Source organism: Streptomyces sp. NPDC034111, from assembly GCF_055575375.1.
Genome location: NZ_JBVIST010000001.1, coordinates 776518 through 802946, shown reverse-complemented (window position 1 = coordinate 802946; position 26429 = coordinate 776518). Strand labels below are relative to the sequence as shown.

Here is a 26429-nt window from a genome sequence, read left to right as displayed (position 1 = left end):
GTACCCGTCAGAGCTCCGCCAGCAGTTCGGCCTTCTTCGTGCTGAACTCGTCGTCCGTCAGCAGCCCCGCTCCGTGCAGCTCGCCGAGGTGCCGTATCCGGTCCGCGATGTCCGCCGGGTCCCGGCCGGCGTCCCCGGCCCGGCGGCGCACCGGCTCGCCGTCCGGGGCCTCCGCCCGCTCCGCGGCGCGTACGGCCTGCAGCACCGAGGCCGCGAACGGCAGCGACTCGTGCACCGGTCCGTAGCCCAGCCCGAACACCACGGCGGCCGGGTCCTGGTCCGCCTCGCCCGCGCCGGGCTCGCGGGCCCCGCGCTCCAGCAGCCGCAGATAGCCGTTGAAGATCTCCGGCGAGCGCCACTCCACCCCGGCCAGCTCACCGACCGTGAAGCTCTGGTCGCCGCACTTCCACTTCGCCGACGACGCGCCCGTCCAGAACCAGCGGAAGGCCACCGAGCGGCCGTCGAAGGACGCCTTGCCGTCGTACGCCTTGAAGTGCAGCGGAGGCTCCGGCGCGGCGACGAGATGGCGGTCGGCGGGCTCCTTGGCGGCGGGCCCGAGCACCGTGCGCAGCTCTTCGGCGTAGTACGCGGCCAGCGTCTCGCGCTCGGTCGGCAGCACCAGGCGGTACGGGTCGGCCTCCTCCTTGAGCTGTCCGTCCGCCGCCTCCATCAGGGGGTCGGCGCCCGCCCGGGGCACGGCGCGCAGCACCACCGTGCCGCGTCTGCCCTCGGTCAGCTCGACGGAGCTCAGCGCCTCGTACGGAATGCGTCGCTCGCCGAGCACCTGGAACAGCTTCGGCCTGCGGATCCCCCGTTCGAAGCGGATGAGTACGGAGTCCGTGTCGAACTCCCAGACGGCGTGAAAACCGGCCAGCACATCACCCATGTGGCTCATCGTATGCGGGCGGTTGCCCGCCCGTCCCCCTTCCGGACACCTGGAAGGCGCCTGCCGGAGCCACCCGCGTCACACGGCTCCCCGACGCCCGCTCCGTCCCTTGCCCCGTTGACGCGCGCTCCACCGGGTGCGGTTCCCGGGGACCTTCCGAAGGCACTCCGCGGGCACTTCCGGAGGCCTCCACAGGCCCGGCCCGTCCCCGGGCGCCGGGCCGGACCTGCGGCCGCCGGTCGTGCGGTCGTGCGGTCCTACGCGTGCGGTCCTGTGGCCGTCCGGCCTCAGACCAGGTTCCTGCTGCACTGCGGATCGGCGGACGCGCACTCCACCGAGTCGGTCGCCCCGACCCCGACCAGCGCGAAATTGCGCAGGCTGCGGGTGCCGGGAGAGAAGTAGCCTGCGTGCCCGACGGCGCCGTCGGCGGACAGGACCCGGGAGCCGAAGGACGGGTCGACCGGGTCGGCACCGTGGCCGAGCCCGCCGACCTCCAGGTTCGGCACGTCCTGGATCCAGTCGTCGGCGTCCCGCATCGCCCAGACCCGGGCGCGGGTGCCGAGGGCGGCGCGGCTGTCGGCGCGCATACCGGGGCTGCCCGCCACCGCGATGTCCTCGACATTGGACGGCAGGTCACGGGCGGCGACGCCGCACACCACGGACCCGTAGCTGTGGCAGAACAGCGAGACGGAGTCGTCGGACGGCAGCGAGTTGATCAGGCCCCGCAGCCGGACCGCGCCGGCCTCGGCGAGCTGCCCGGTGGCGGCCTGGACGCCCAGCCCGGCCGGCGAGGTGTAGTCGGCCCAGGCGATCACGGCCGTCCGGGCGCCCGGGCGGGCTCCCCGTTCTGCGTCGTAGAGGGACTGGGCCATGCCGACGGGAGCGGTGGTCGCTCGCGCGGTGCGCTCGAAGGTCGTGAGGTTGGTGTCCACACCGGGCACCACGACCGAGACCCGGTCCGCCGCCGGAAGGTTGCCGAAGACCTCCGCGGCCCGGCCGCCACCGGCCGGGTCGAAGGCCAGGATCTGCCTACCGGGGCTCATCATCGACTCGAGGCGGTGCATCAGCCGGCCCGCCTCCTGGCGGCCGACGGGCGTGAGCCGGTGGTCGGTCATCCGCCGCTTCGCGATGAGACGGGCGTCGTCGATCGCCATCCGGTTGGCGCGGTAACGGAGTTGGACGGGAGCGCCGCCCATGTTGCCGACGACCAGCGGATAACGGGTCGCGAGCTGCTGCTTCTCGGCCCGGCTGAGCGCGCCGAAGAAGGTCCGCACCGCGGCCGGCCCGGCATTGGGGTCGGGCAGCGACCGGCCGAGGAAAGTGGCGTGCTTCCAGGCCACCTTGGCGGTGGCCAGGGGGTTGGCGTCCTCCTTGGTGCCTCTGATGGCGGTCCACCCGGTCATGGCAAGCATCACGAACACCACCACCAGGGCAAGTGCCGCGCGCCAGGCGGTGGACTGAAGGAAGCCGGAGGAGGGGCCGAGGCCCGGGAAGGAAGTCACCGCGAGCCACCCTAGGAGACGCGGCAGGGTGGCTGCTGCGGCCGTGAGTGATCTCACGTTTCGCACTGGGTATTTCGACCAAAACGGACACCCCTCGTCGATATCCGGTGCTCAGGCGTGCAGAAGCCGTCTCATGAGGGGATTAATCGGTTGCACAGTGACCGGTGGCCGCTACGGGAGGCGACCGGCGGCCGACGGCGAAGGTGAGCGGTGGCTGCGGGGCGGTCTCAGCGGTGCGCCCGCCAGTCGTCGTGCATCGCCGGTGCGATGTGGTCCAGATAGGACCGGGTCATCTCGCGGATGGCCGTCACGGAGTAGTCCTGGCCCTCGCCCCAGACCTTGCCCGCCACCCGCATCACCCCGCAGAACGCGGCGACCAGTACCCGCGGCCGGGGGTCGGCGTCGACGTCCAGCCCCTCGCGCCGGGCGATCAGCCGCGCGATCTCCTCCTCCAGCTCGGAGGACCGCCGCAGGTGCACGGCGACCAACGCCGGTGTGGACTCGATCATTTGGTAGGTGCGCATATGCAGCTCCACCGGGATGACCGACTCGATGGCGCTGCCGATGTCGTCCCAGGCGACCATCACCGCACTGCGCAGCGCGGTCAGCGGGGCCTCCGACGCGGGCCGTGCGACCAGCTCTTCGAGGAAGCGGGCCTCGACCATCTCCTGGACGGCGAAGGCGACGTCCTCCTTGTTGGCGAAGTACCGGAAGTACGTCCGCTGGGAGACGTCCACCGCCTCCGCGATCTCGTCGACCGTCGTGGCCTCGTACCCCTGCTCCGTGAACAGTTCGAGCGCGGCGCGGATCAGAGCATCGCGGGTGCGCTGTTTCTTGCGTTCGCGCAGGCCACCTGCGATGGCCGTCTGCGGCGTGGGGTTCGCCATCCTGCGCCGCCTTTCCGTGGTGTTTCTCGCTGCTCAGATTACCTGTGAGCGAGATGACAGTTACCGACTCATGAAATGCTTTGTCAATTGTCAGAGGCTGACATTAGCCTCGTCGTATGAGTTCCCAGACCCCGGTCGCCCATGCCGCGCCGGAACTTCCCGTACCGGAGCCTCCCAAGGGGCTGCGGGGCCATCCGTGGCTGACCCTCTTCTCCGTGGCCATCGGCGTCATGATGGTCGCGCTGGACGGCACGATCGTCGCCATCGCCAACCCGGCCATCAAGCAGGACCTCGGCGCCTCGCTCGCCGATGTGCAGTGGATCACCAACGGCTACATGCTCGCCCTGGCCGTCTCGCTGATCACGGCGGGCAAGCTCGGTGACCGCTTCGGCCACCGCCAGACCTTCCTCATCGGCATCCTCGGCTTCGCCGCGGCCTCCGGGGCCATCGGGTTCTCCCACGAGGTCGCGCTGGTCATCGTCTTCCGTGTGCTGCAAGGCCTGTTCGGCGCGCTGCTGATGCCCGCCGCACTGGGGCTGCTGCGCGCCACCTTCCCCGCCGAGAAGCTGAACATGGCCATCGGCATCTGGGGCATGGTCATCGGTGCCTCCACCGCCGGCGGCCCGATAGTCGGCGGACTGCTGGTCGAGCACGTCAGCTGGCAGTCCGTGTTCTTCATCAACGTGCCGGTGGGCGTGCTGGCGCTGGTCCTGGGCCTGGTGATCCTCAAGGACCACCGCGCGGAGAACGCGCCCCGCTCCTTCGACGTCCCGGGCATCGTGCTGCTCTCCGGCGCGATGTTCTGCCTCATCTGGCCGCTGATCAAGGCGTCGGAGTGGGGCTGGGGCGACATGAAGACCTGGGGCTTCCTGATCGGCTCCGTCGTCCTCTTCGCACTGTTCGCCGTCCTGGAGACCAAGGTCCGCGAACCGCTCATCCCGCTGCGGATGTTCCGCTCGCTGCCGCTGACCGCCGGCACGGTCCTGATGGTGCTGATGGCCTTCGCCTTCATGGGCGGCCTGTTCTTCGTGACGTTCTACCTCCAGAACGTGCACGGCATGACCCCCGTCGACAGTGGTCTGCACCTCCTCCCGCTCACCGGCATGATGATCGTCGGCTCCCCGCTCGCCGGGGCCCTGATCACCAAGTTCGGCCCGCGGATCCCGCTGGTCGGCGGCATGGTCCTGACCGCCGTCGCCATGTACGGCATGTCCGGCCTGGACACCGACAGTGGCACCGGCCCGATGTCCGTCTGGTTCGCGCTGCTCGGCCTCGGCCTCGCGCCCGTCATGGTCGGCGCCACCGAAGTCATCGTCGGCAATGCCCCGTTGGAGCTCTCCGGTGTCGCCGGTGGTCTTCAGCAGGCCGCGATGCAGGTCGGCGGCAGCCTCGGTACGGCCGTGCTCGGTGCGGTGATGGCCTCCCGCGTCGACAACGAACTCCCCGGCAACTGGCGGTCGGCAGGCCTCCCGCCGGTCCCGCCGGCGAAGGCCTCCCAGCTGTCCGACGAGGTCTCGGCCGGTATCGCACCGGTTCCGAAGGGCACCCCGCCGGAGTTCGCCCAGAAGATCACCTCCGTCGCCCATGACACCTTTGTGTCCGGCATGGGGCTGGCCTTCACGGTCGCCTGCGGCGTGGCGATCGTCGCGGCCGTCGTCGCGGTCTTCACCAAGCGCGGCGCCAACGCCGAGGCGGGCGCCGGCGTCGGCCACATCTGACGGGCGCCCCGCCCCGCACGCCGTACGATCCGGCGCCATTCTGTGCAGCACCCCGGCGCGCGGCCGGCCCGAGGACCCTCTCGGCCGGCCGCGCGCCGTCGCGTTTCCCCGTCAACCGGCCGCTGCGGGCCGTCGAAGGGTCCATCTGTCGTATCCCAGGCGGCAGTTGGCCCGTGCCGGAGCGCGGAATCCCTCATCCGGATGAGGGGTCACGGGAACCGATCGCGGTGTGCCCGCCCTCCAGAACGCCACCCACGTACGCACTCCCCGGCAGCGCCGGGAGGAACGGTTCCTGCAACGCGCCGACGCCCTCCCTCCCGCGTCAACACCGTGCACCGGCGCCCCCCTTCACCCGGTTTTCGTTGTCCACATACCTGATCCGGGTGGCACCTCCGCCACGGCCTTGGCAACCGCCGCGCCCCCTCGCGAAGCTCGGAATCGAAACACCCGCCGCGGGCAGCCGGCCCGCCGCGGGACGTCATCGTCGTACTTCACGGGGGAGAGATTCCTATGCGTCTGCGTCCGCGTACGTCCCACACCACCGCGCTCCTGACCGGCCTCGCCGCACTCGCCGCGGCCCTCGCCGTCCCGCCCGTCTTCGGCAGCCCAGCCGCGCACGCGGCCACCGGCGGCCGTACCGCCGCCTCGGGAGAGTGCGCGGCGGGCCAGCTCTGCCTGTGGCCGAAGGCGGACTTCGCCGGCGCCCGGCGGACCCATGAGCTGTCCGACACCGACATCGAGAGCTGCGTCCCGCTGCCCAGGGGCACCAGCGCCGTCTCGTTCGTCAACCGCACGGGCCGGCCTGTCACCACCTACCAGAGCGCCGAGTGCGCCGAGACCGCCGAGTTCGACACCTATCCGGGCGGTGGCAGCTGGGTGCCCCGGTCCCCGTACCAGGTACGGGCGTTCAAGGTCTGGGAGCGTTGAGGCGGGATACACATCGCCCCCGACAGCGGGGAGCCGTCGGGGGCGATGATCACCTGTGTGCGGGCTGCGCGTTACGCGTCGCCGCCGGCCTCACCCGCATCGGCGGCCGCAACGTCCAGGAGCTGGTAACGGTCGATCGCCTGCTTCAGCAGCGAACGGTCGATCTTGCCCTCCTTGGCGAGCTCGGTGAGCACGCCCAGGACGATGGACTGCGCGTCGATGTGGAAGAAGCGACGGGCCGCGCCACGGGTGTCCGCGAAGCCGAAGCCGTCGGCGCCCAGCGACTGGTACGTGCCGGGGACCCAGCGCGAGATCTGGTCCGGGACCGAACGCATCCAGTCCGACACCGCGACCTTCGGGCCCTCGGCGCCCTGGAGCTTCTGCGTCACGTACGGGACGCGCTGCTCCTCCTCCGGGTGCAGGAGGTTGTGCTCCTCGGCCTCGACCGCGTCGCGGCGCAGCTCGTTCCAGGAGGTCGCCGACCAGACATCGGCCTTGACGTTCCACTCGTCCGCGAGGATCTGCTGGGCCTCGACCGCCCACGGCACCGCGACACCCGAGGCGAGGATCTGGGCGGTGTGCTCGCCCTTCTCGCCGGGCTTCACACGGTGCAGACCCTTGAGGATGCCCTCGACATCGGCGTCGGCCGGCTCGGCGGGGTGCAGGATCGGCTCGTTGTAGACGGTCAGGTAGTAGAAGACGTCCTCGGCGTTCTCGCCGTACATCCTCCGCAGACCGTCCTTGACGATGTGCGCGATCTCGTAGCCGTAGGCCGGGTCGTAGGCGACACAGGCCGGGTTCGTCGAGGCCAGCAGCTGGGAGTGGCCGTCGGCGTGCTGGAGACCCTCACCGGTCAGCGTCGTACGGCCGGCGGTCGCGCCGAGCACAAAGCCGCGCGCGAGCTGGTCGGCCATCTGCCAGAACTGGTCACCGGTGCGCTGGAACCCGAACATCGAGTAGAAGACGTAGACCGGGATCAGCGGCTCACCGTGCGTGGCGTACGAGGAGCCCGCCGCGATCAGCGAGGCGGTGCAGCCCGCCTCGGTGATGCCGTCGTGCAGCATCTGGCCGGTCGGCGACTCCTTGTAGGCCAGGAGCAGTTCGCGGTCGACCGACTCGTACTGCTGGCCCAGCGGGTTGTAGATCTTGGCCGACGGGAAGAACGCGTCCATACCGAAGGTGCGGTACTCGTCGGGCGCGATCGGCACGAAGCGCTTGCCGATCTCCTTGTCCCGCATGAGGTCCTTCAGGATCCGGACGAACGCCATGGTCGTGGCGATCTTCTGCTGCCCCGAGCCCTTCTTGGCGCCCGCGTAGGCCTTGTCGTCCGGCAGCGCCAGCGGCTTGGCGCGCACGACACGGGTGGGCACATAGCCGCCCAGCCCCTTGCGGCGGTCGTGCATGTACTGGATCTCTTCGGAGTCCCGGCCCGGGTGGTAGTACGGCGGCAGGCCGTCCTCCAGGTCCTTGTCCGGGATCGGCAGGTGCAGCCGGTCGCGGAAGCCCTTGAGGTCCTCGACCGTCAGCTTCTTCATCTGGTGGGTCGCATTGCGGCCCTCGAAGTTCGGGCCGAGCGTCCAGCCCTTGACGGTCTGCGCGAGGATCACCGTCGGCTGGCCCTTGTGGGCCTTGGCCGCCGCGTACGCCGCGTAGATCTTCTTGTGGTCGTGACCGCCGCGGCCCAGGTGCAGGATCTGGTCGTCGGTCATGTTCGCGACCATCGCGCGCAGGCGGTGGTCGTCACCGAAGAAGTGCTCGCGGATGTAGGCACCGGTCTCGGTGGCGTACGTCTGGAACTGACCGTCCGGGGTGCTGTTGAGCTTGTTGACCAGGATGCCGTCGCGGTCCTGCGCGAGCAGCGGGTCCCAGCTGCGGTCCCACACCAGCTTGATGACGTTCCAGCCGGCACCGCGGAACTGCGACTCCAGCTCCTGCATGATCTTGCCGTTGCCGCGGACCGGGCCGTCCAGACGCTGGAGGTTGCAGTTGACGACGAAGGTCAGGTTGTCCAGGCCCTCACGCGCGGCGATGGACAGCTGGCCGAGCGACTCGGGCTCGTCCATCTCGCCGTCGCCGAGGTAGGCCCATACGTGCGACTTGGAGGTGTCGGCGATGCCGCGCGCCTCCATGTAGCGGTTCATCCGGGCCTGGTAGATCGCGCCGAGCGGGCCGAGGCCCATCGAGACGGTCGGGAACTCCCAGAAGTCCGGCATCAGCCGCGGGTGCGGATAGCTGGACAGACCGTTGGGGAACTTGGACTTCTCCTGACGGAAGGCGTCCAGCTGGTTCTCGCTCAGCCGGTCCAGGAGGAACGCACGGGCGTAGACACCGGGCGAGGCGTGGCCCTGGAAGAAGATCTGGTCGCCGCCGTCGCCCTCGTCCTTGCCCCGGAAGAAGTGGTTGAAGCCCACGTCGTAGAGGGAGGCGGAGGAGGCGAAGGTGGCGATGTGGCCGCCGACGCCGATGCCCGGGCGCTGGGCGCGGGAGACCATGACCGCGGCATTCCACCGGGTCGCGTTGAGGATCTTGCGCTCGATCTCCTCGTTGCCGGGGAAGAACGGCTCATCCTTGGTCGCGATGGTGTTGACGTAGTCCGTGCTGCGCATCTCGGGCACGGCCACACGCTTCGCGCGGGCCCGCTCGATCAGCCGGAGCATGAGGTAGCGAGCACGTTCCCGGCCTCGCTCGTCAACGGCCGCGTCGAGCGAGTCGAGCCATTCCTGGGTCTCTTCAGGATCGAAGTCCGGGACCTGGCTGGGAAGGCCGCCAATGATGATCGGGTTTCGATCGGATCCGGAAGCCACGCTGTTCCTTCGTGTTCGGGTCGTGTCGTGCTCTGCACGCCTTTGATGCTGCGCACGGAACGAATGGTGTGTCTGCCTTGGTGTCGCGCCGTCTTCCATCGTGTACCGAGCCACAGGGCTACGTCACCTCTACCGATGGGTAACCATCCGCTGAGAGATGGCGCTGAAAAGGCCGATTTCTCAGGTCGGCCAAATCGCAACCATACGCCCATGTCGAAAGTGCTCCGCGTACGGCCGTGCGGCGCCCGAAATCAGATCCGTAACGGACCCGCCCGCCCCCCGAAGGGACCAGTCGCGCGCGGCTACCCCATAAACCCGGCAGAATGCTGTGGTGTGAATCACTCCACCCTGGCCCGTCGGGGTCGCGGTTGCGGCGAGACGCCTCCAAACGTCACCGTTTCGGCGGTCTGGACCGCCGGGTACTTGCGCGATCCGCCCGGCCCGTGTGGACTACGCCCAATGCTCCGCGCACGCGCGGAGTCCCCGAGCATTCCCGAAACATGACAGGAGGCAATCCGTGAGCGCGACCGCGGACCACGCGGAGGAGCGGACCAACCCTGCCGCCAGGCTGGGGTTCGAGCCCGGACAGGTGGTCCAGGAGATCGGTTACGACGACGACGTCGATCAGGATCTCCGCGAAGGCATTGAGACCGTGATCGGCCAGGATCTCGTCGACGAGGACTATGACGACGTGGCCGACGTCGTGCTGCTCTGGTTCCGCGATGAAGACGGCGACCTCACGGACGCGCTGGTGGATGCCATCGGTCTGATCGACGAGGGCGGCCAGATCTGGCTGATGACGCCCAAGACCGGCCGTGACGGTTACATCGAGCCCAGTGACATCAATGAGGCCGCGCAGACCGCGGGCCTGTCGCAGACCCGGAGCATCAACGCCGGCAAGGACTGGACCGGTAGCCGCCTGGTCACCCCGAAGTCCGGCAAGCGCTGAGCCGTCCCGCCCCCGGCATGCGCCACTGAGCCCCCTCCGCCCTGTTCCGGAGGGGGCTCGGCCCTGTTCCCGACGGGTTCCCCCCTCGTCCACCCCGGCGCGTAGGGTTGGTCGCGTTCTGTTGAGCGTGAGTGGAAGGGAAGCACCCCATGGCGATCGAGGTCGGCACGAAGGCTCCGGATTTCGAGCTGAAGAACCAGCACGGCGAGCTGGTCAAGCTCTCCGACTTCCGGGGCGAGAAGGCCGTCGTCCTCCTCTTCTACCCCTTCGCCTTCACCGGTGTGTGCACCGGTGAGCTGTGCGCGCTCCGCGACGAGCTGCCCAAGTTCGTCAACGACGACGTCCAGCTGCTGGCCGTCTCCAACGACTCCCCGTTCTCGCTGCGGATCTTCGCCGAGCAGGAGGGCCTGGAGTACCCGCTGCTGTCCGACTTCTGGCCGCACGGCGAGGCCTCGCGGGCGTATGGCGTCTTCGATGAGGAGAAGGGCTGCGCGGTGCGCGGCACCTTCATCATCGACAAGGAGGGCGTGGTGCGCTGGACGGTCGTCAACGGCCTGCCCGACGCCCGCGACCTGAACGACTACGTCAAGGCCCTCGACACCCTCTGAGCCGGCCGGCTCCGGCTGCCCCGGGCCCGGCGACGCCGCGGCCGCATGGCCGACATCCGCACGGATCAGGTGCGACAACTGCAATCGGTGGGAACCGGTCACTAGGATCAATTCGTTGATCCGATGCCATGCACGATGGGGGCGCAAATCTTTACGTACCCCTCGAATCTATGGGAGGACTCGTGGGAGTCAGCCTCAGCAAGGGCGGCAACGTCTCGCTGACGAAGGAAGCCCCCAATCTGACAGCCGTCATCGTCGGTCTGGGCTGGGACGCGCGTACCACCACCGGTACGGACTTCGACCTGGACGCCAGCGCCCTGCTGACGAACGACCAGGGCAAGGTGGCCAACGACCAGAACTTCGTGTTCTTCAACAACCTGAAGAGCCCGGACGGTTCGGTCGAGCACACCGGCGACAACATCACCGGTGAGGGCGAGGGCGACGACGAGCAGATCAAGGTGAACCTGGCCGGCGTACCGGCCGATGTCGCCAAGATCGTCTTCCCGGTGTCGATCTACGACGCCGAGACCCGTCAGCAGAGCTTCGGCCAGGTCCGCAACGCCTTCATCCGCGTGGTCAACCAGGCCGACAACCAGGAGCTGGCGCGCTACGACCTGAGCGAGGACGCCTCGACCGAGACCGCCATGGTCTTCGGCGAGCTGTACCGCAACGGCGCCGAGTGGAAGTTCCGGGCCATCGGCCAGGGCTACGCCTCGGGTCTGCGCGGCATCGCCCAGGACTTCGGCGTCAACGTCTGAGCGACCGGATCCGGAGCCGGATCCGTCGTCGGCATCCGACCGGGCGGCGCCGCCACCGCGCCTGCCCGCGCCGCGCAGTGACCGCTTCCGGCGCCGTACGCCCCGCAGGGGCAGTGCGGCGCCGGACGCGCTTGAAGGGAGGCGGGCCGCGCCGGGCACGGCCCGTACGACACCGGGGAGGAAGCGAACGATGACCGTCACACTCGCCAAGGGGGGCAATGTCTCCCTGTCCAAGGCCGCGCCGAACCTCAGCCAGATCATGGTGGGCCTGGGCTGGGACGCGCGGTCCACGACCGGAGCGCCTTTCGATCTCGACGCCAGCGCGCTGCTGTGCCAGTCGGGCCGGGTGCTGGGAGACGAGTACTTCGTCTTCTACAACAACCTCAAAAGCCCCGACGGCTCCGTCGAGCACACCGGGGACAATCTCACGGGCGAGGGGGAGGGCGACGACGAATCGCTCCTGGTCGATCTCTCTCAGGTGCCCGAGCAGGTCGACAAGATCGTTTTTCCGGTCTCCATCCATGAGGCCGATGTGCGCGGCCAGAGCTTCGGCCAGGTCAGCAATGCCTTCATCCGGATCGTCAATCAGGCCGACGGCAGCGAGCTCGCCCGTTACGACCTCAGCGAGGACGCCTCCAGCGAGACCGCGATGATCTTCGGTGAGGTGTACCGCTACAACGGCGAATGGAAGTTCCGAGCCGTAGGCCAGGGGTACGCGTCGGGCCTCAGGGGCATCGCTCTAGACTTCGGGGTCAACGTTTCGTAAAGCGCCGCGCGCTGCGCGCGGGGGACCCACACAGCGAGGGATTGGGTAGGCAGTGCTCCTGAAAACCTTTGGCTGGTCGTTCGCCATCACGGTGCTCGGTCTTGCCTTGGCAGGCGTGCTCTGGGGGTGGCAGGGGCTCGCGATTGTCGGGATCCTGTCAGTTCTGGAGATCTCGCTCTCGTTCGACAACTCCGTCATCAACGCGGGCATCCTGCGCAAGATGAACGCGTTCTGGCAGAAGATCTTCCTGACCGTCGGCATTCTCGTCGCGGTATTCGGCATGCGACTGGTCTTCCCGGTCGTCATCGTCGCGATCACCGCGAAACTGGGGCCGATCGAGGCGGTCAAACTCGCCATCAACGACAAGCCGCATTACCAGGAACTCGTCACCAGCGCCCACCCGGCCATTGCGGCCTTCGGCGGGATGTTCCTTTTGATGATCTTCCTCGACTTCATCTTCGAGGAGCGCGACTACAAGTGGCTGTCGTGGATCGAGAAGCCGATGGCCAAGATCGGCAAGCTCGACACGCTGTCGGTCATCATCTCGCTGGTCGTCCTGATGGTGACCGCGATGACCGTGGCCACCAATGTGGCGCACGGCGGCGGTGACAAGAGCGCCACGGTCCTGCTGTCCGGCGTCGCGGGCCTGATCACCTACCTGGTTGTCGGCGGGATCTCCGGGTACTTCGAGGCAAAGCTGGAGGAGGACGCGGACGACGAGGACGCGGACGGCGAGGAGGCCGGCCAGGCCGCCGCGGCGCCCGCGACGAACGGCTCCGCCTCGGTGGTGGGCCTGGCGGGCAAGGCCGCGTTCTTCCTGTTCCTCTACCTCGAGGTCATCGACGCGTCCTTCTCCTTCGACGGGGTCATCGGCGCCTTCGCCATCACCAACGACATCTTCATGATGGCGCTGGGCCTGGGCATCGGTGCGATGTACATCCGGTCGCTGACCGTCTTCCTGGTCCGCAAGGGCACCTTGGACGACTACGTCTACCTGGAGCACGGCGCGCACTACGCCATCGGCGCGCTGGCCGTCATCCTGCTGATCACGATCAAGTACGAGATCCACGAGGTCGTCACCGGCCTGGTCGGCATCGTGCTGATCGGCCTCTCCTTCGCCTCGTCCGTGATCCGGAACCGGCGCGAGGGCAGGCCGGGCGATCCGGCGGGCGAGAAGCCGGAAGTCGCGTCCGGAGTGTGACGCGGCGCTGATTGAGGAACGCTCTCTGCGGGGCGGCCCTGAGGTCCAGACCTCCGGGCCGCCCCGCGGTAATTGGGGCCGAGCGATGGGGTGGGCAAGGTGTCGTTCCTGGGGAAGATGTGGCGCGGTGGCGCCCAGAAATTCGACTTCGACAGCGGCGGAGCGTCGTACGTCGTCGAGCTGACAAAACGCAATCCGGCCATCTCCCTGACCAAGCAGGGAGCGGCCAGTGGGCATCTGCGGGTCAATCTGCACTGGCAGATGCGGACCTCCGACTTCCATGAGCGGGGCGGACAGGGCCGGGGCGGGCTGCTGCGGCATCCGGGCAAGCTGTTCAAGCCCGAGATCGTCCAGGCGCAGGGACCGGCCGTGGTCAATGTCGACCTGGACCTGGCCTGTCTGTACGAGCTGAAGGACGGCACCAAGGGCGTCACGCAGCCGCTGGGCAACTTCCTCGGCGAGCTCAACGGGCCGCCCTTCGTCCAGCTCAGTGGTGACGACCGCTTCGGTTCGGGGTCCGGGGAGACGCTGTACATCAACCTGGACCACCGCGACGAGATCAAGCGGATGCTGATCTTCGTCTACATCTACGACGGCACACCGGCGTTCGACCGCACCCATGCCGTCGTGACGCTCTATCCGAGCAGCGGTCCGCGGGTGGAGGTCAAGCTGGACGAACGGGCGCCACAGGCCCGTTCCTGCGCCGTCTTCATGCTGGAGAACGTCAAGGGCGAGCTGACGGTGCGCCGCGAGGTGAAGTACGTCTACGGCTTCCAGGCAGAGCTCGACCGGCTCTACGGCTGGGGACTTCAGTGGGGCCGCGGGTACAAGTCAAAGGTCTGAGCGGCCGGGGCGCGCGGCGTGTGCCGGCGCCCCGGCACACCCGGAGCCGCCCGCGGGGGCTTCTCGGCCGCGACCGTCCCTACCGGCGCTGGAACTGCGGCCCCTGGGGCGGCAGCACGAAGGACGGGTCCGGTACGAACGCCGGCGGCTGCTGCACCGGATAGCCGTACGTCGCGGCCGGATGCGGCTGTTGCTGCGGCGGCTGCGGATAGCCGTACGCGGACGGCGGGGGCTGGTACTGGGGCGGCGGCCCCGGATAGCCGTAGGCGGGCTGGCCCGGGGGCTGCGTGGGGGGCGGCGGAACGTTCTGCGGGTAGCCGTAGCCGCCGGTCGTGGGTGGGGGGCCCGCGGGCGCGGCGGCCGAGGGCAGCGGCGCGGCGGAGAACGGCTCCGGCATCGCGTCGGGCACATGCTGGGTGACCGCGGCGGGATCCGACGCCGGAGAGCCCTGCGGAGGTACCGCGGACGGCGGGCCCGAGGCCTCCTCGGGCCAGGTGCTCGGCGGCGGGGTCGTGGGGCAGGCCGGGCCCGAAGCGGAGGGGGCGGGGCCGCCGTCCGCGGGCGCGTCCGGGGACGCGGGGGAGGGGGCCCCGCTCTGCGGGGGTACGGGGAGGGCTTCCGTCGGCTCCGACCCGGCCGGCGCCGGTGCGGGCTCCTCCGTGGCCGCGGCCGACGGGGTGCTGCTCGCGCCATCGGCACCGGCGGCGCCGTCCGCGCCCTCCGCACCGTCCCCGCCGCCGGTGTCGTGGTCCTCCACCGAGATCCCGAACTCGGTCGCCAGCCCGACCAGACCGCTGGCGTACCCCTGTCCCAGGGCGCGGAACTTCCAGCCCTCGCCGCGGCGGTACAACTCCCCGCAGATCAGCGCCGTCTCATCGCCGGTCTCCGGCTCCACGTCGAAGACCGCAACCGGCTCGCCGTCGCTCTCCGCCGCGTCGTAGATCAGGACCCGCAGATCCGTGACGCCCGCGAAGGCACCGCCGTCCGACGAAGCGGCCAGCACGACCCGTTCGACCGACGGCTCCAGCGCCGAGAGATCCGCCTCGATGGTGTCGGTCAGATGCTCGGCCAGCCCGGTCTTGGGCCGGTGCCGCACCAGGCCGCTGGGGTGCCGGGGCTGGTTGTAGAAGACGAAGTCCTCATCGGAACGCACGTGTCCCTCTGGCCCCACCAGCAGGGCCGAGGCGTCGACATCCGGAACACCGGCCCCGGGTGTCCACCGCAGGACGGCCCGGACGGCCGTGGCGTCGAGGGGTACGTTCGACCCTTTCAACATCGCGTGCGTCATGCCGCAATCCTGCCTTCCCGGAGGTAGCAGGGACAACGCGGGGCCCGTGAGCCGATGCAAGCGGCGCGGTCCCGGACACCTCAAAGCCTCATGGGGGTTACGTGATTTTCACGCGCGCGGGAACCAACCACACCCCCACGCACGTACGATTACCGGCTGGATCCAGACAGCGAGACGCAGCGGGGGTGCCCGGGTCCCGCATGTACACGGGGAGTTATATGCGTCATTTTGGGCACCTTCCGCCCGACATCCGGAAGCAACTGTTCCACCAGGAGCCCGCGGAGTTCACCGCCGACTCCCCGCCCCGCACGCTCGCGGTGGCCCTTGGCGCGACGCTCTACAGCCCCGCCACCCGCCCGCAGCTCGCCACCGACGTCCTGAAACAGGCAGGACGTGGCGTGATGTCGATGGTGCTGTGCCTTGAGGACTCCATAGGGGACGGCGACGTCGAGGCCGGCGAGGAGAACCTCGTCCGCCAGCTCGCCCTCCTCGACGAGGCGGCCGAGCAGGGTGCGGAACTGCCGCTGCTCTTCATCCGCGTCCGTGCCCCGGGCCAAATACCGGACCTCGTCCGCCGCATGGGCCGGACGGTGCACAGACTGTCTGGATTTGTACTTCCGAAGTTCACCGAGGAGCGCGGCCTCCCGTTCCTCGAAGCGCTGACCGCGGCCGAGTCGGCCGTCGACCGACGGCTGTTCGCCATGCCGGTCCTGGAGTCCCCGCAGCTGCTCCATCTGGAGAGCCGCGCCGAGACCCTTCAGGGCATCGCCCGGACCGTCGACAAGTACCGGGACCGGGTCCTCGCCCTGCGGCTCGGCGTCACGGACTTCTGCTCCGCGTACGGCCTGCGAAGAGCGCCCGACATGACGGCGTACGACGTGCAGATCGTCGCCTCCGTGATCGCCGACGTGGTGAACGTCCTGGGCCGGGCGGACGGTACCGGCTTCACGGTCACCGGCCCGGTCTGGGAGTACTTCCGGCTGCACGAGCGGATGTTCAAGCCACAGTTGCGGCGCAGCCCGTTCCTCGGACGCGCCGAGGAATTGCGTACAGCGCTGATCGAGCACGACATGGACGGTTTGCTGCGCGAGATCGAACTCGACCGCGCCAACGGCCTCCAGGGCAAGACCTGCATCCACCCCACCCATGTGGCCCCGGTGCACGCCCTCTCGGTCGTCAGCCACGAGGAGTTCAGCGACGCGGTGGACATCCTGCGGCCGGAACGCTGCGACGGCGGGGTTCTGCGCTCCGCCTATACGAACAAGATGAACGAGGTGAAGCCGCACCGCGCCTGGGCCGAACGGACCCTGCTGCGCGCCGAGGCCTTCGGCGTCGCCCGGGAGGGCATCGGCTTCGTGGAGCTGCTGACGGCAAGCCTGCCCGGGACCTGAGGGACGGCGGACGGTGCGGCAAGAGATGCGGCGGACGGTATGAACGGTACGACGGAGGAGACGGAACGCGTGGTGTGGACGGGAGAATGGGTCGCCGGCCGGCTCGGGGTCTCGCTGAGCGGCGGGGACGAGCTGCCGGACCTGCTGGGGCTCGCGCTGCGGCGCAACCCCAAGCGGGCCCATCTGCTCGTGTCGAACGTGCTGGGCAAGCACGTGCCACAGCGGCCCGGGGTGGTCCACGGCGCCGGCGTGGGGCTGGGGCGCCGAGTGCGCGAGCTGCTGGGTGACGAAGCCGCCGCCCGCTCCGTGGTCCTGGGCTACGCCGAGACCGCCACCGGCCTGGGCCACTCGGTGGCCGACGGGCTGGCGCTCGCGCCGTATCTGCACTCCACCCGGCGGCCGGTGGACGGTGTGGCACAGGTGGGCGGCTTCGAAGAGGAGCACAGCCACGCCACCTCGCATCTGCTGCTCCCCGAGGACCCCGGCCTCCTCGCCGGCGACGGGCCACTGGTCCTCGTCGACGACGAGTTCTCCACCGGGAAGACCGTCCTGAACACCATCAAGGCGCTGCATGCCCGCTTCCCGCGCGAGTGGTACGTCGTCGTCGCGCTGGTCGATATGCGCTCCGACGCGGACCGCGGCCGTCTGGAGGAGTTCGCGGCGGAACTGGGCGCCCGCGTCGATCTCGTGGCGCTGGCCGCCGGCGGCGTAGGGCTGCCCGAGGACGTCCTGCGGCGCGGCCAGGAACTCGTGGCCGCGCACGAGGCCCGTGCGGCAGAGGGGACGTCGGCCGCACCGGAAACCGCGTCCGTGCCCGCCGCCCGCCGCGGCACGGACGCCGTACGGATCGACCTGGACTGGCCCGCCGGGCTGCCGGACGGCGGGCGGCACGGCTTCACCCCGGCTCACCGCGCACGGCTGGCGGCCGGACTGCCGGACATGGCGGCCCGGATCGCGCGGCATCTGCACGGCGCACGGCGCATCCTCGTCCTCGGCAACGAGGAGCTGATGTACGCCCCGCTGCGGCTCGCCGAGGCCCTGGACGCGCTGGTGTCGGAGGCGGAGCGGACGAACGGCACGGACGGCGGCGACGCACCGCGCACCGCCCGGCCGTCCGCCCCCGCCGCGGGCCCCGGCGTCCACTTCTCCACCACCACCCGGTCGCCCGTGCTCGCCGTGGACGACCCCGGTTACGCGATCCGGACCCGGCTGTCCTTCCCCGCCCACGACCGGCCGGCCGACGGACCGGGGGAGCGGTACGCCTACAACGTCGCGGCCGGCGCCGACCCGGCACGGCGCTTCGACGCCATCGTCGCCGTCGTCGACTCGCACGGCGACACCCCCGAACTGCACGCCCCCGACGGGCTGCTGGCCCGCCTCGCCGCACACACCGACCGGCTGCTGCTCGCCGTCGTCCCCTCCTACACCCCCCGACCCCAGGCGCCGACCATGTCCCTCCCCGAGCCGCTGCGCGGCCCCGTCTTCTCCTCCTACGCCCCCGACGAGGTCGGCTGGCTGCTCCAGGATCTGTCCGGCGTCACCCTGGAGGCCCCCACGGAGGAACGCGAGGAGGCGATCCAGCGCGGCGGCGCCCACTACGCCGAGTCGCTGCCGGTCGAATACCAGCCGAGCGAGCAGTACCAGGCGCTCTTCCACAGCGCACTCCAGGCCTCCGCGGGCCGGATCGCCCGCGCCGTCGGTACCGTCACCGAGACCGTGCTCGCCGAACGCAGCCCCCGCCCCGTACTGGTCTCGCTGGCCCGGGCCGGTACCCCTGTCGGGGTGCTGATGCGCCGCTGGGCGCGGCACGCACACGGCCTGGACCTGCCGCACTACGCGGTCTCGATCGTCCGCGGCCGGGGGATCGACACCACGGCGCTGCGCTGGCTGGCCGACCGTCATGACCCGGCGGACGTCGTCTTCGTCGACGGCTGGACCGGCAAGGGCGCCATCACCCGCGAACTCGCCCAGGCCCTGGCGGACTTCCCGGGCTTCGACCCGCGGATCGCGGTACTCGCCGACCCCGGAGGCTGCGTCGACACCTACGGCACCCGCGACGACTTCCTGATCCCGTCCGCCTGCCTCAACTCGACCGTTTCCGGCCTGATATCGCGCACGGTGCTGCGCGACGACCTGGTGGGCCCGGACGACTTCCACGGCGCCAAGTTCTACCGCGAGCTGGCCGCGACCGATGTGTCGCGCGCGTTCCTGGACGCGGTCAGTGAGCGCTTCGACGAGGTCGCCGAGGACGTCGCCGCGGAGGTGAAGGAGCTGGCCGCCGAAGACCGGGCCCCCACCTGGGCCGGCTGGGCGGCCGTCGAGCGGATCAGCGAGGAGTACGGCATCCACGACGTCAACCTCGTGAAGCCCGGTGTCGGCGAGACCACGCGCGTACTGCTGCGCCGGGTCCCCTGGAAGATCCTGGCCCGCCAGGACGCCGGGGCCGATCTCGCTCATGTGCGCCTCCTGGCCGAACAGCGGGGCGTACCCGTCGAAGAGGTCGACGCACTGCCCTACACCTGCGTCGGGTTGATCCACCCCCGGTTCACCTGCGGGGCGACGGGCGCCGACGGCAAGGCGGTGGCCTCCTGATGAGCACCATCGTCGCCAGCGATCTCGACCGCACCCTGATCTATTCGGCCGCCGCACTGGGCCTGACCATGCCCGACGCCGAGGCCCCGCGGCTGCTCTGCGTCGAGACCTATCAGCACAAGCCGCTGTCCTACCTGACCGAGACGGCCGCCGGCCTGCTCGCCGAACTGGCCGGCGGCACCACCTTCGTACCGACCACCACCCGCACCCGCGAACAGTACGGACGCATCCATCTCCCCGGCCCGCCACCGGAGTTCGCGATCTGCGCCAACGGCGGCCATCTGCTGGTACGCGGCGAGTCGGACCCGGACTGGCAGCGCACCGTCGCCGAGCGGCTCGCCGCACAGTGCGCGCCCCTGGACGAGATCCGTACCCACCTCGTCCGCACCGCCGACCCGGCCTGGCTGCTCAAGGAACGGGCCGCGGAGGACCTCTTCGCCTATCTGGTCGTGGAGCGGGCGCTGCTGCCCGACACCTGGGTCAAGGACCTCGCCGCCTGGGCGGAGGAACGCGGCTGGACCGTCTCCCTCCAGGGCCGCAAGATCTACGCCGTACCGCAGCCGCTGACCAAGAGTGCCGCGGTGGCGGAGGTGGCCCGGCGCACCGGGGCCACCAGGATCCTCGCGGCGGGCGACTCCCTGCTCGACGCCGATCTGCTGCTCGCCGCGCACCGCGGCTGGCGCCCGGGCCACGGCGAACTGGCGGACTCCGGCTGGCACGCCCCCCATGTCACGGCGCTCGACGAACGGGGCGTCGCCGCGGGTGAGGAGATTCTGCGGGCCTTCCTCCGCGGCTGACCCCGGCCGGGGGCGTCAAGGCCGGGAACAGCCCTGGCGGCCACGGAGCTCGGCTAGTCTCGCCGAGGCGGTCGGCTGCACCGTCCGGTGACCGGCCGGGACCGCGATCCTTGATCAAAGGAGAGCCAGTGGCAGAAACCAAGAGCACGCCGATCACACCGGAGCTGTACGACTACCTCCTCGCCCACAACCCGCCGTTGAATGCGGCACAGCGGGAGATCGTGGAGCTCACCCGCGAGCGGTTCCCCGAGGCGGCGATGATGCAGTCGGCGGAGGAGCAGGGGCCGCTGCTCGCCTTCCTCGTGCGGCTGACCGGCGCCCGGCACATCGTCGAGGTGGGGACGTTCACCGGGTACTCGACCCTGTCCATGGCCCAGGCGCTGCCCGCGAACGGCACGCTGATCGCCTGCGACGTCTCCGAGGAGTGGACCGCGTACGGCCAGGAGGCCTGGGCGAAGGCCGGTGTCGCGGACCGTATCGAGCTGCGCATCGCGCCCGCGCTGGAAACCCTGCGGGCGATGCCGGCCGAGCCGCATATCGATCTCGCCTACGTCGACGCGGACAAGGGCGGCTACATCGCCTACTGGGAAGAGCTGGTGCCGCGCATGAGGCCCGGCGGCCTGATCATCGCGGACAACGTCCTGTACAGCGGCCAGGTCGTCGACCCGGCCGCGACCGGATCGGCCCTGGCGATCAGGGCGTTCAACGACCATGTGCAGGCGGACCGGCGCATGGAAGCGGTGATGCTCACCGTGGCGGACGGCCTGACGCTGGCCCGCAAGCGGTAGCACCGACGGACCGGGCCCGCGCGGGCCCGGCCTCGGAGACGCGTCCTAGCCGCAGCAGCCGCCTCCGCAGCAGCCGCCGCCGCTCGGGGCGGCGGAAGGAGCGGCGGGGGCGGTCGAGGAGCCGCCGACGGCGACCGTGGAGAGCAGCTTCACGGTGTCCTCGTGGCCTTCGGGGCAGACGGCCGGGGCGGAGGACTCGGCCATCGGCCGGCTGAGCTCGAAGGTGGAGCCACAGGGGCGGCACCGGTATTCATAACGAGGCATGGCCACAGATTAGCCGCGGCGCTGCTCAGCGCACGACGGTACCGGGCGGCGCGCCCAGCATGCCCAGCTCCGCACGGGTCGGCGCGCCCTCCCAGTCGCCGTGGGAGGCGACCGCGAACGCCCCGGTGGTGACGGCCCGCTCAAGGCGCCCGGCCGGCCCCGCACCGTCCAGCAGCGCCGAGAGGTACCCGGCCACAAAGGCATCGCCGGCGCCCACGGCGTCCACGGCCCGCACCGGCCTGGCGGGCCGGTGCAGCCGCCCTTCGCCGGTGAAGACCGTCGCTCCGTCCGCACCGAGCTTGACCACGACCTCGCCGACGCCCAGCTCCAGCAGGAGCTTGGCCTGGGCGGCCGCTCGGGTGGCGGTCGGGGTGTCAGCGGCGTCAGGGGCGAGGGCGGCGGGAGTGGCCGTATGTGCGGCGGCGTCGGCAGTGGCCGTACGTGCGGCAGCGTCGGCCGTGGTGCCCGTGGCCCCTGTGGTGCCGGTGACGGCAGTGGTGCCGATGTCCGCCGCCTCAGCCACCGGGCCCGCACCCCCGGGGAGGCAGAGCGGAAGCTCATCGTCCGAGGCGATCAGCACGTCGACGTACGGCATCCACGCGCCGAGGACCGCCGCAGCCTCCTCGGCGGGCCACAGCCGGGCGCGGAAGTTGACATCGACGCAGACCAACGCACCGTATCTGCGGGCCAGTTCGAGGCACCGGCCGGCCGCCGAACGAGCCGTGGCACTCAGGGACGGGGTGATGCCCGTCAGATGCAGCACGCGGGGCGGCGCGGCGGAGAAGGCGCCTTCGACGGCGTCCGCCGTGAGCCGCGAGCCGGCCGACCCCGCGCGGTAGTAGTGCACCCGCGTGACGTCGGGCAGCCGCGGCTCGAAGAGCACCAGTCCGGTCGGCGCGCCGGGGTCGGTGACGGCGCCGGACACCTCGACGCCCTCGGCCCGCAGTGTACGGAGCACCAGCTCCCCGGCCTCGTCGTCGCCCACCGCGCCTGCCCAGCGGACGGTGTGCCCCAGCCGGGCCAGGCCGATCGCGACATTGCTCTCCGCGCCGGCGATGGAGACCTGCATCGCGCCGCCGAGCCTCAGCGGGCCACTGCCGCGCAGCGCGACCATGGTCTCGCCGAAGGTGAAGACGTCCGGGCGGCCCCCCGGCCCAGGGAGCGGAGGACCCCCGTGCGCTGCCCCCGGCTCCCTGACCTCACCGCCCCGCGGCGTAGGCCCGTCCCCCGCGCCCTGCACCATCCGTCCGGTCACCGTCCGCCCCTCACCGCGCGCCCGTCACCGTCCATCCCTCACACCGTGCGTCCGTCACCCTCCGCCCTCACTGTGCGCACACCGCCTTGAACTCCGCCGCGCGCTTGCGCAGCTCCTCCAGATCGCCGCCGTCCGCAGCGTCCCCGACCAGCGGGGTGCCGACGCCCACAGCCACCGCCCCGGCATCGAAGTACGCCGGTGCCACAGCCGCGTCCACCCCGCCGACCGGTACGAACGGCACCTCGGGGAAGGGACCGCGGAGCGCCTGGAGGTACCCGGGACCGCCGGCCGACGCCGGGAACAGCATCAGCGCCGACACCCCCAGCGCCTCGGCCGCGATCACCTCGGACGGAGTCATCACCCCGGCGAGCGTCGGCAGCCCCTGCCGTACGGACTCCTCCAGTCCGGCCCCCAGCCCGGGGGTGACGATCAGATTCGCCCCGGCCTCGGCGGCGCGCCGGGCGTCATTGCCGGTCAGGACGGCGCCCGCGCCGAGCCAGGCCGCATCGCCGAGCTCGGCCCGCGCCCGCCGGATGACCTTGAGCGCGTCCTTGCCGCTGAGGGAGACCTCGATCAGCGGAACATCTGCCTCCGCGAGTGCCATGACCGTACGGAAGGAAGCCTCCGCATCACTGCCCCTGATGAGGGCGACCAGCCGCTCGCTCCGGAGCGCTTCGCTGAAGTCCATGGCGATTCCTACTTTCTCCGCTCCCCGGCGTATACGTACTGCGCGTCGGGGTCGTTCGGGCGCGCGGGTGGTGTCTTCGATTATTCCGGGGCGGGGCAGATCGGCGGGCCGTTTGTCAGACTGGGCCAAGTGGCCAAGTGGCCAAGTGGCCGGGTGGGGGCGCGGCGGGCCGGGGCAGGCTCACCACTCGGCGAACGCCCCGTCCTCATAGCGCCACACAGGGTTCCGCCAGGCGTGCCCCCGCTCGTCGGCCGCCCGTACGGCGGCCTCGTCCACCTCCACCCCCAGTCCAGGACGCTCGGTCCGCAGCAGCGACCCGTCGTGGAAACGGAACGGCTCCGGATCCACCACATAGTCCAGCAGCTCCGCGCCCTGGTGGTAGTGGATGCCGATGGACTGCTCCTGGATGAGGAAGTTCGGTGTGGTGAAGGCGACTTGGAGGCTCGCGGCCAGCGCGACCGGGCCGAGCGGACAGTGCGGGGCGAGCTGTGCGCCGTATGCCTCCGCGAGTGCGGCGATCCGGCGCACCTCGGAGATGCCGCCCGCATGCGAGATATCGGGCTGAAGGATCGCGACGCCCGCTTGCAGCGGAGCCAGGAACTCTCGCCGGGTGAAGAGACGTTCACCGAGTGCGAGGGGGATGGTGGAGGCGTTGACGAGATCAGGGAGGGCTTGAAGGTAATCGGGGAGGACCGGTTCCTCGACGAACATCGGCGCATGCTCGGCCAGCAGGGGAAGGAGCCTGCGGGCGTTGGCGGGGGAGACCCGGCCGTGGAAGTCGAGACCGAAGTCCCGTTCCTCACCCAGGACTTCACGTGCGGTCTCGGCGCGGAGCAGACATGCGCGCACTTCGGCGCGGGTCGCCACCGGGCTCATCCGGCCGCAGCCGTTCATCTTGACGGCCGTGAAGCCCGCTTCGACCTGTGCGGTGACCGCGTCACGGATGGCCTCCGGCTCATCGCCGCCGACCCACGCATAGGCGCGGATCCGCTCCCGCACCGGCCCGCCCAGCAGCTGGTGGACGGGGACTCCGTACGCCTTCCCTTTGATGTCCCACAGCGCCTGGTCCAGGCCGGCGACGGCCGACGACAGGACCGGCCCGCCCCGGTAGAAGCCGCCCTTGGTCATGACCTGCCAGTGGTCCTCGATCCGCGCCGGATCCTGGCCCAGCAGATACTCGGCCAGCACCTCGACGGCCGCCCGGACCGGCTCCGCCCGCCCCTCGACCACCGGCTCACCCCATCCGACCAGCCCCTCATCGGTCTCCACCCGTACGAACATCCAGCGCGGCGGCGCCAGAAACGTCTCGATGCGGCTGATCTCCATGGACCGGACCGTCCTTTCGGCACGTACGAGGCGCGGTTCCGGCGTTCTGCCCGTAAGGGGCGGCGGCGTAACGGGTGGGTGGGGCGGTTGAGCACAGGCGGGCCCGCAGGGCGGGGGGTGACCCGCCCTCCCGCGGGTGACCGGCCCTCCCGGGGCGTCCCCTACAAGGCAGCCCTACCGTCGGTGGCCGCTCACGGATGCTCCCGCGCCGAGATGTCAAGCAGCTCAAGCATCGCCATGTACGCGCCGTCGACGTCCTGGTTCCGTACCGCCTCGACGACCGCGGCGTGTGCCGCATGCGGGTTCTGAACGGCGCCGTTGGCGGCGAGCACCGCCCGGTCGCGCTCGACGAGCACCGGCACGATCAGCCGGTGCATCTGGGCGTAGAAGCGATTGTTCGAGGCGACCAGCATCGCCGTGTGGAACGCGGCATCGGCGCGTACGAGCTGTGCCGGGTCGTCATCGGTCGCGGCCATCGCATGCAGCGCGGCATCCAGGGCCGCCAGATCATCATCGGTACGGCGCTCGGCGGCGAGCGCGGCCGCGGCGGGTTCGATGGAACGCCGCAGTTCGAGCACATCGGCGAAGAAATCGGAGGACACCCCTGCCGCCAGCTTCCAGCGCAGCACCTCCGCGTCCAGGAGATTCCACTCCTCGCGCGGACTGACGAACGTGCCACGGTCCTGGTGGGTGTCCAGTAGCCCCTTCGTGGTCAGCACCTTGATCGCCTCGCGCAGTACGGTCTGGCTGACGTCCAGTTCAGCCATCAGCTCCGGCACGACCAGGGTTTCGCCCTCGCCGTAGATGCCTTTGAAGATCCGCTGGGCGAGCGCTTCGGCTGTCGCGTACTGCACCCCGTGCCCCGCGGTGGAGGCGGGGCGCCCCGACCGACTCATGCTTCCCTGCTCCCTGCTCCCTGCTCAACTGCTCAACTGCTCCCGTTCGGTGGCGTGCACCGCAGATCCCGTTCCGTTCCGTTCCGTTCCGTGCACCGCGCACCCCACACCCGTCGCCAGGGCGTACCGAGCACCCCAATCCCACCTCGGTACGCCCTGACGCCCCTTCTCCCGCCTTCCTGCTGAGGACTTCCCGCGTACGGAACCCGGCTTACGGAGGAACCCCGCTCACCTACCCCGCTTACCCAGGCGCCGGAGCCGACTCGGGGCGCCCCGGCTCATGCCTCCCTCACGCCTGCTTGCCACCGGAGGCACCGGAGGCACCGGAGCCACCGGATCCGGCGCCCCCGCTCCTCTCCCGACTCCTGCTCATACGGCTGCCTGTGCCACTGGTACCGGGGCCGAGCGAACCGAGACCCGCGTGCGGGGCGCCTTGGATCTTTTCGCGCCACGACATCCGTCCGGCCGTCATGCCGGGCACCGGATGCAACTCGCCGCGGTCGAAGCGCTCCGCCTCCTCAGGGTGCCGGGCGCGCCAGTACGGGTTGTCGTGCGGGAGGCCGCCGCTGACCCGTCCGTACATCCCGAAGACCAGCAGCATCAGCCCGACCACGAAGCTGAACAGGACGTTCTGGATCCGGAAGGCGAGGAAGTTCGCGTCGGTGTCCAGCAGTGCCAGGTTCACGAATCCGCTGAGCAGGAAGAGGGCGCCGAGGACGATGTTGAGCGTCGAGGCGAAGTTCCCGCCGATCACCATGCCGGCGAAGAGGATCGCTCCGACGACGATCGACAGCACGCTCAGCGAGCCGTTGGTGTTCAGGCCGGCAACGGTGTCGCCGCCGGTGTCGAAGAAGCCGATGTGGTGCATCAAACCGAGGATGCCGAAGGCGATCAGTACCAGGCCCATCAGCCCGGCGCCGATGCGGTAGACCTTGCTGAGCGCGTGGTCCACGGGCAGGTGCTCGTCGAGCCGGGTATGGGCGCGGTGCCGCTTACCCCGGTGGAACCGCCCCATGGGCCCGTGCAGGGTCTGGCCAGTAGCCCCAGTAGCCATATCCGGCCTCCTTCGCGCAGATGTGCCGCCTGGGCCGTGCTCAAACACCAGGATCCGCCCCCGGGTCGCTTCACGCCATCGCTCCGAAAGATCACTTTCAAACGACCGCCCGGCCCGCCGCGCCCACCAGCCTCGCCCCACAGGCCGGCCGACAGGCCAGAGCCCCACGCCCACAGCCCTCCGCCACAGCCGTACCGGCCCCGACCCCAGCCGCCCGCTCCCGCTCCCGGCCCCGACCCAG

Annotated in this window: 23 protein-coding genes; 12 read left to right on the top strand and 11 right to left on the bottom strand. The window is 70.4% G+C overall.

Going from position 1 to position 26429, the window contains the following annotated elements; all coding sequences use genetic code 11:
- Positions 1-7 precede the first annotated feature (7 nt).
- The 3 genes from ACZ55A_RS03600 to ACZ55A_RS03590 all read right to left on the bottom strand — a co-directional run bounded on the left by ACZ55A_RS03600 (position 8) and on the right by ACZ55A_RS03590 (position 3275).
- Positions 8-886 (bottom strand): DUF4429 domain-containing protein, encoded by an 879-nt coding sequence (locus tag ACZ55A_RS03600; RefSeq protein ID WP_468832531.1) that lies wholly within the window; start codon positions 884-886, stop codon positions 8-10.
- A gap of 287 nt (positions 887-1173) precedes the next feature.
- Positions 1174-2388: an alpha/beta hydrolase gene (locus ACZ55A_RS03595; protein ID WP_468832527.1), complete on the bottom strand. Its 1215-nt coding sequence runs from the start codon at positions 2386-2388 to the stop codon at positions 1174-1176.
- 227 nt (positions 2389-2615) lie between these two features.
- Positions 2616-3275, bottom strand: a complete 660-nt coding sequence (locus tag ACZ55A_RS03590) for a TetR/AcrR family transcriptional regulator (RefSeq protein WP_468832522.1) — start codon at positions 3273-3275, stop codon at positions 2616-2618.
- A gap of 116 nt (positions 3276-3391) precedes the next feature.
- Here ACZ55A_RS03590 and ACZ55A_RS03585 point away from each other — a divergent pair, with 116 nt between their 5' ends.
- Both ACZ55A_RS03585 and ACZ55A_RS03580 read left to right on the top strand, forming a co-directional pair.
- Positions 3392-4993, top strand: coding sequence for an MFS transporter (locus tag ACZ55A_RS03585; protein ID WP_468832518.1), 1602 nt, complete (start codon positions 3392-3394; stop codon positions 4991-4993).
- A gap of 510 nt (positions 4994-5503) precedes the next feature.
- Complete coding sequence (locus ACZ55A_RS03580; RefSeq protein WP_468832514.1) at positions 5504-5920, top strand: peptidase inhibitor family I36 protein; 417 nt, start codon at positions 5504-5506, stop codon at positions 5918-5920.
- A 71-nt stretch (positions 5921-5991) separates the two neighbouring features.
- Here ACZ55A_RS03580 and aceE read toward each other — a convergent pair whose 3' ends face one another.
- The gene (gene aceE, locus ACZ55A_RS03575) at positions 5992-8724 is read right to left on the bottom strand and encodes a pyruvate dehydrogenase (acetyl-transferring), homodimeric type (RefSeq protein WP_468832511.1); all 2733 of its coding nucleotides are present in this window, start codon (positions 8722-8724) and stop codon (positions 5992-5994) included.
- A 517-nt stretch (positions 8725-9241) separates the two neighbouring features.
- Here aceE and ACZ55A_RS03570 point away from each other — a divergent pair.
- The 6 genes from ACZ55A_RS03570 (at position 9242) to ACZ55A_RS03545 (ending at position 13849) form a co-directional block, all read left to right on the top strand.
- Complete coding sequence (locus ACZ55A_RS03570; protein ID WP_468832508.1) at positions 9242-9673, top strand: DUF3052 domain-containing protein; 432 nt, start codon at positions 9242-9244, stop codon at positions 9671-9673.
- Positions 9674-9822: 149 nt separating this feature from the next.
- Positions 9823-10281, top strand: a complete 459-nt coding sequence (locus ACZ55A_RS03565) for a peroxiredoxin (protein ID WP_468832506.1) — start codon at positions 9823-9825, stop codon at positions 10279-10281.
- 182 nt (positions 10282-10463) lie between these two features.
- On the top strand, positions 10464-11039 hold the full coding sequence (locus ACZ55A_RS03560) for a TerD family protein (RefSeq protein WP_468832503.1): 576 nt from the start codon (positions 10464-10466) through the stop codon (positions 11037-11039).
- Between the two features lie 190 nt (positions 11040-11229).
- Positions 11230-11805: a TerD family protein gene (locus ACZ55A_RS03555; RefSeq protein ID WP_468832500.1), complete on the top strand. Its 576-nt coding sequence runs from the start codon at positions 11230-11232 to the stop codon at positions 11803-11805.
- A gap of 52 nt (positions 11806-11857) precedes the next feature.
- On the top strand, positions 11858-13006 hold the full coding sequence (locus ACZ55A_RS03550; RefSeq protein ID WP_468832498.1) for a DUF475 domain-containing protein: 1149 nt from the start codon (positions 11858-11860) through the stop codon (positions 13004-13006).
- A gap of 117 nt (positions 13007-13123) precedes the next feature.
- A complete protein-coding gene (locus ACZ55A_RS03545) occupies positions 13124-13849 on the top strand; it encodes a TerD family protein (RefSeq protein WP_468834619.1) in 726 nt (241 codons plus the stop codon).
- A 79-nt stretch (positions 13850-13928) separates the two neighbouring features.
- On the opposite strand, the gene ACZ55A_RS03540 is transcribed toward ACZ55A_RS03545, so the two are convergent.
- Positions 13929-15137, bottom strand: coding sequence for a TerD family protein (locus ACZ55A_RS03540; RefSeq protein ID WP_468832495.1), 1209 nt, complete (start codon positions 15135-15137; stop codon positions 13929-13931).
- A 218-nt stretch (positions 15138-15355) separates the two neighbouring features.
- Between ACZ55A_RS03540 and ACZ55A_RS03535 the strand changes: the two genes are divergently transcribed.
- From ACZ55A_RS03535 to ACZ55A_RS03520, 4 genes are all read left to right on the top strand, one after another.
- Positions 15356-16528: an HpcH/HpaI aldolase/citrate lyase family protein gene (locus tag ACZ55A_RS03535; protein ID WP_468832492.1), complete on the top strand. Its 1173-nt coding sequence runs from the start codon at positions 15356-15358 to the stop codon at positions 16526-16528.
- Positions 16529-16567: 39 nt separating this feature from the next.
- Entirely contained in the window at positions 16568-19120 is a 2553-nt protein-coding gene (locus ACZ55A_RS03530; RefSeq protein ID WP_468832489.1) for a phosphoribosyltransferase, read from the top strand.
- Complete coding sequence (locus ACZ55A_RS03525) at positions 19120-19917, top strand: HAD family hydrolase (RefSeq protein ID WP_468832485.1); 798 nt, start codon at positions 19120-19122, stop codon at positions 19915-19917. Before ACZ55A_RS03530 ends, ACZ55A_RS03525 begins: the two co-directional genes overlap by 1 nt.
- 128 nt (positions 19918-20045) lie before the next feature.
- Positions 20046-20705 (top strand): O-methyltransferase, encoded by a 660-nt coding sequence (locus ACZ55A_RS03520; protein WP_468832482.1) that lies wholly within the window; start codon positions 20046-20048, stop codon positions 20703-20705.
- A 45-nt stretch (positions 20706-20750) separates the two neighbouring features.
- On the opposite strand, the gene ACZ55A_RS03515 is transcribed toward ACZ55A_RS03520, so the two are convergent.
- The 6 genes from ACZ55A_RS03515 to ACZ55A_RS03490 form a co-directional block, all read right to left on the bottom strand.
- The gene (locus ACZ55A_RS03515) at positions 20751-20969 is read right to left on the bottom strand and encodes an FmdB family zinc ribbon protein (protein WP_468832479.1); all 219 of its coding nucleotides are present in this window, start codon (positions 20967-20969) and stop codon (positions 20751-20753) included.
- 25 nt (positions 20970-20994) lie between these two features.
- Positions 20995-22224: a sugar kinase gene (locus ACZ55A_RS03510; protein WP_468832476.1), complete on the bottom strand. Its 1230-nt coding sequence runs from the start codon at positions 22222-22224 to the stop codon at positions 20995-20997.
- Between the two features lie 67 nt (positions 22225-22291).
- Positions 22292-22912, bottom strand: a complete 621-nt coding sequence (locus ACZ55A_RS03505) for a bifunctional 4-hydroxy-2-oxoglutarate aldolase/2-dehydro-3-deoxy-phosphogluconate aldolase (RefSeq protein ID WP_468832473.1) — start codon at positions 22910-22912, stop codon at positions 22292-22294.
- A gap of 180 nt (positions 22913-23092) precedes the next feature.
- Positions 23093-24238, bottom strand: coding sequence for a galactonate dehydratase (dgoD, locus tag ACZ55A_RS03500; protein WP_468832470.1), 1146 nt, complete (start codon positions 24236-24238; stop codon positions 23093-23095).
- Between the two features lie 191 nt (positions 24239-24429).
- Positions 24430-25134, bottom strand: coding sequence for a FadR/GntR family transcriptional regulator (locus ACZ55A_RS03495; RefSeq protein WP_468832466.1), 705 nt, complete (start codon positions 25132-25134; stop codon positions 24430-24432).
- A gap of 289 nt (positions 25135-25423) precedes the next feature.
- Positions 25424-26188, bottom strand: coding sequence for a DUF4383 domain-containing protein (locus tag ACZ55A_RS03490; protein WP_468832462.1), 765 nt, complete (start codon positions 26186-26188; stop codon positions 25424-25426).
- Positions 26189-26429: the final 241 nt, after the last annotated feature.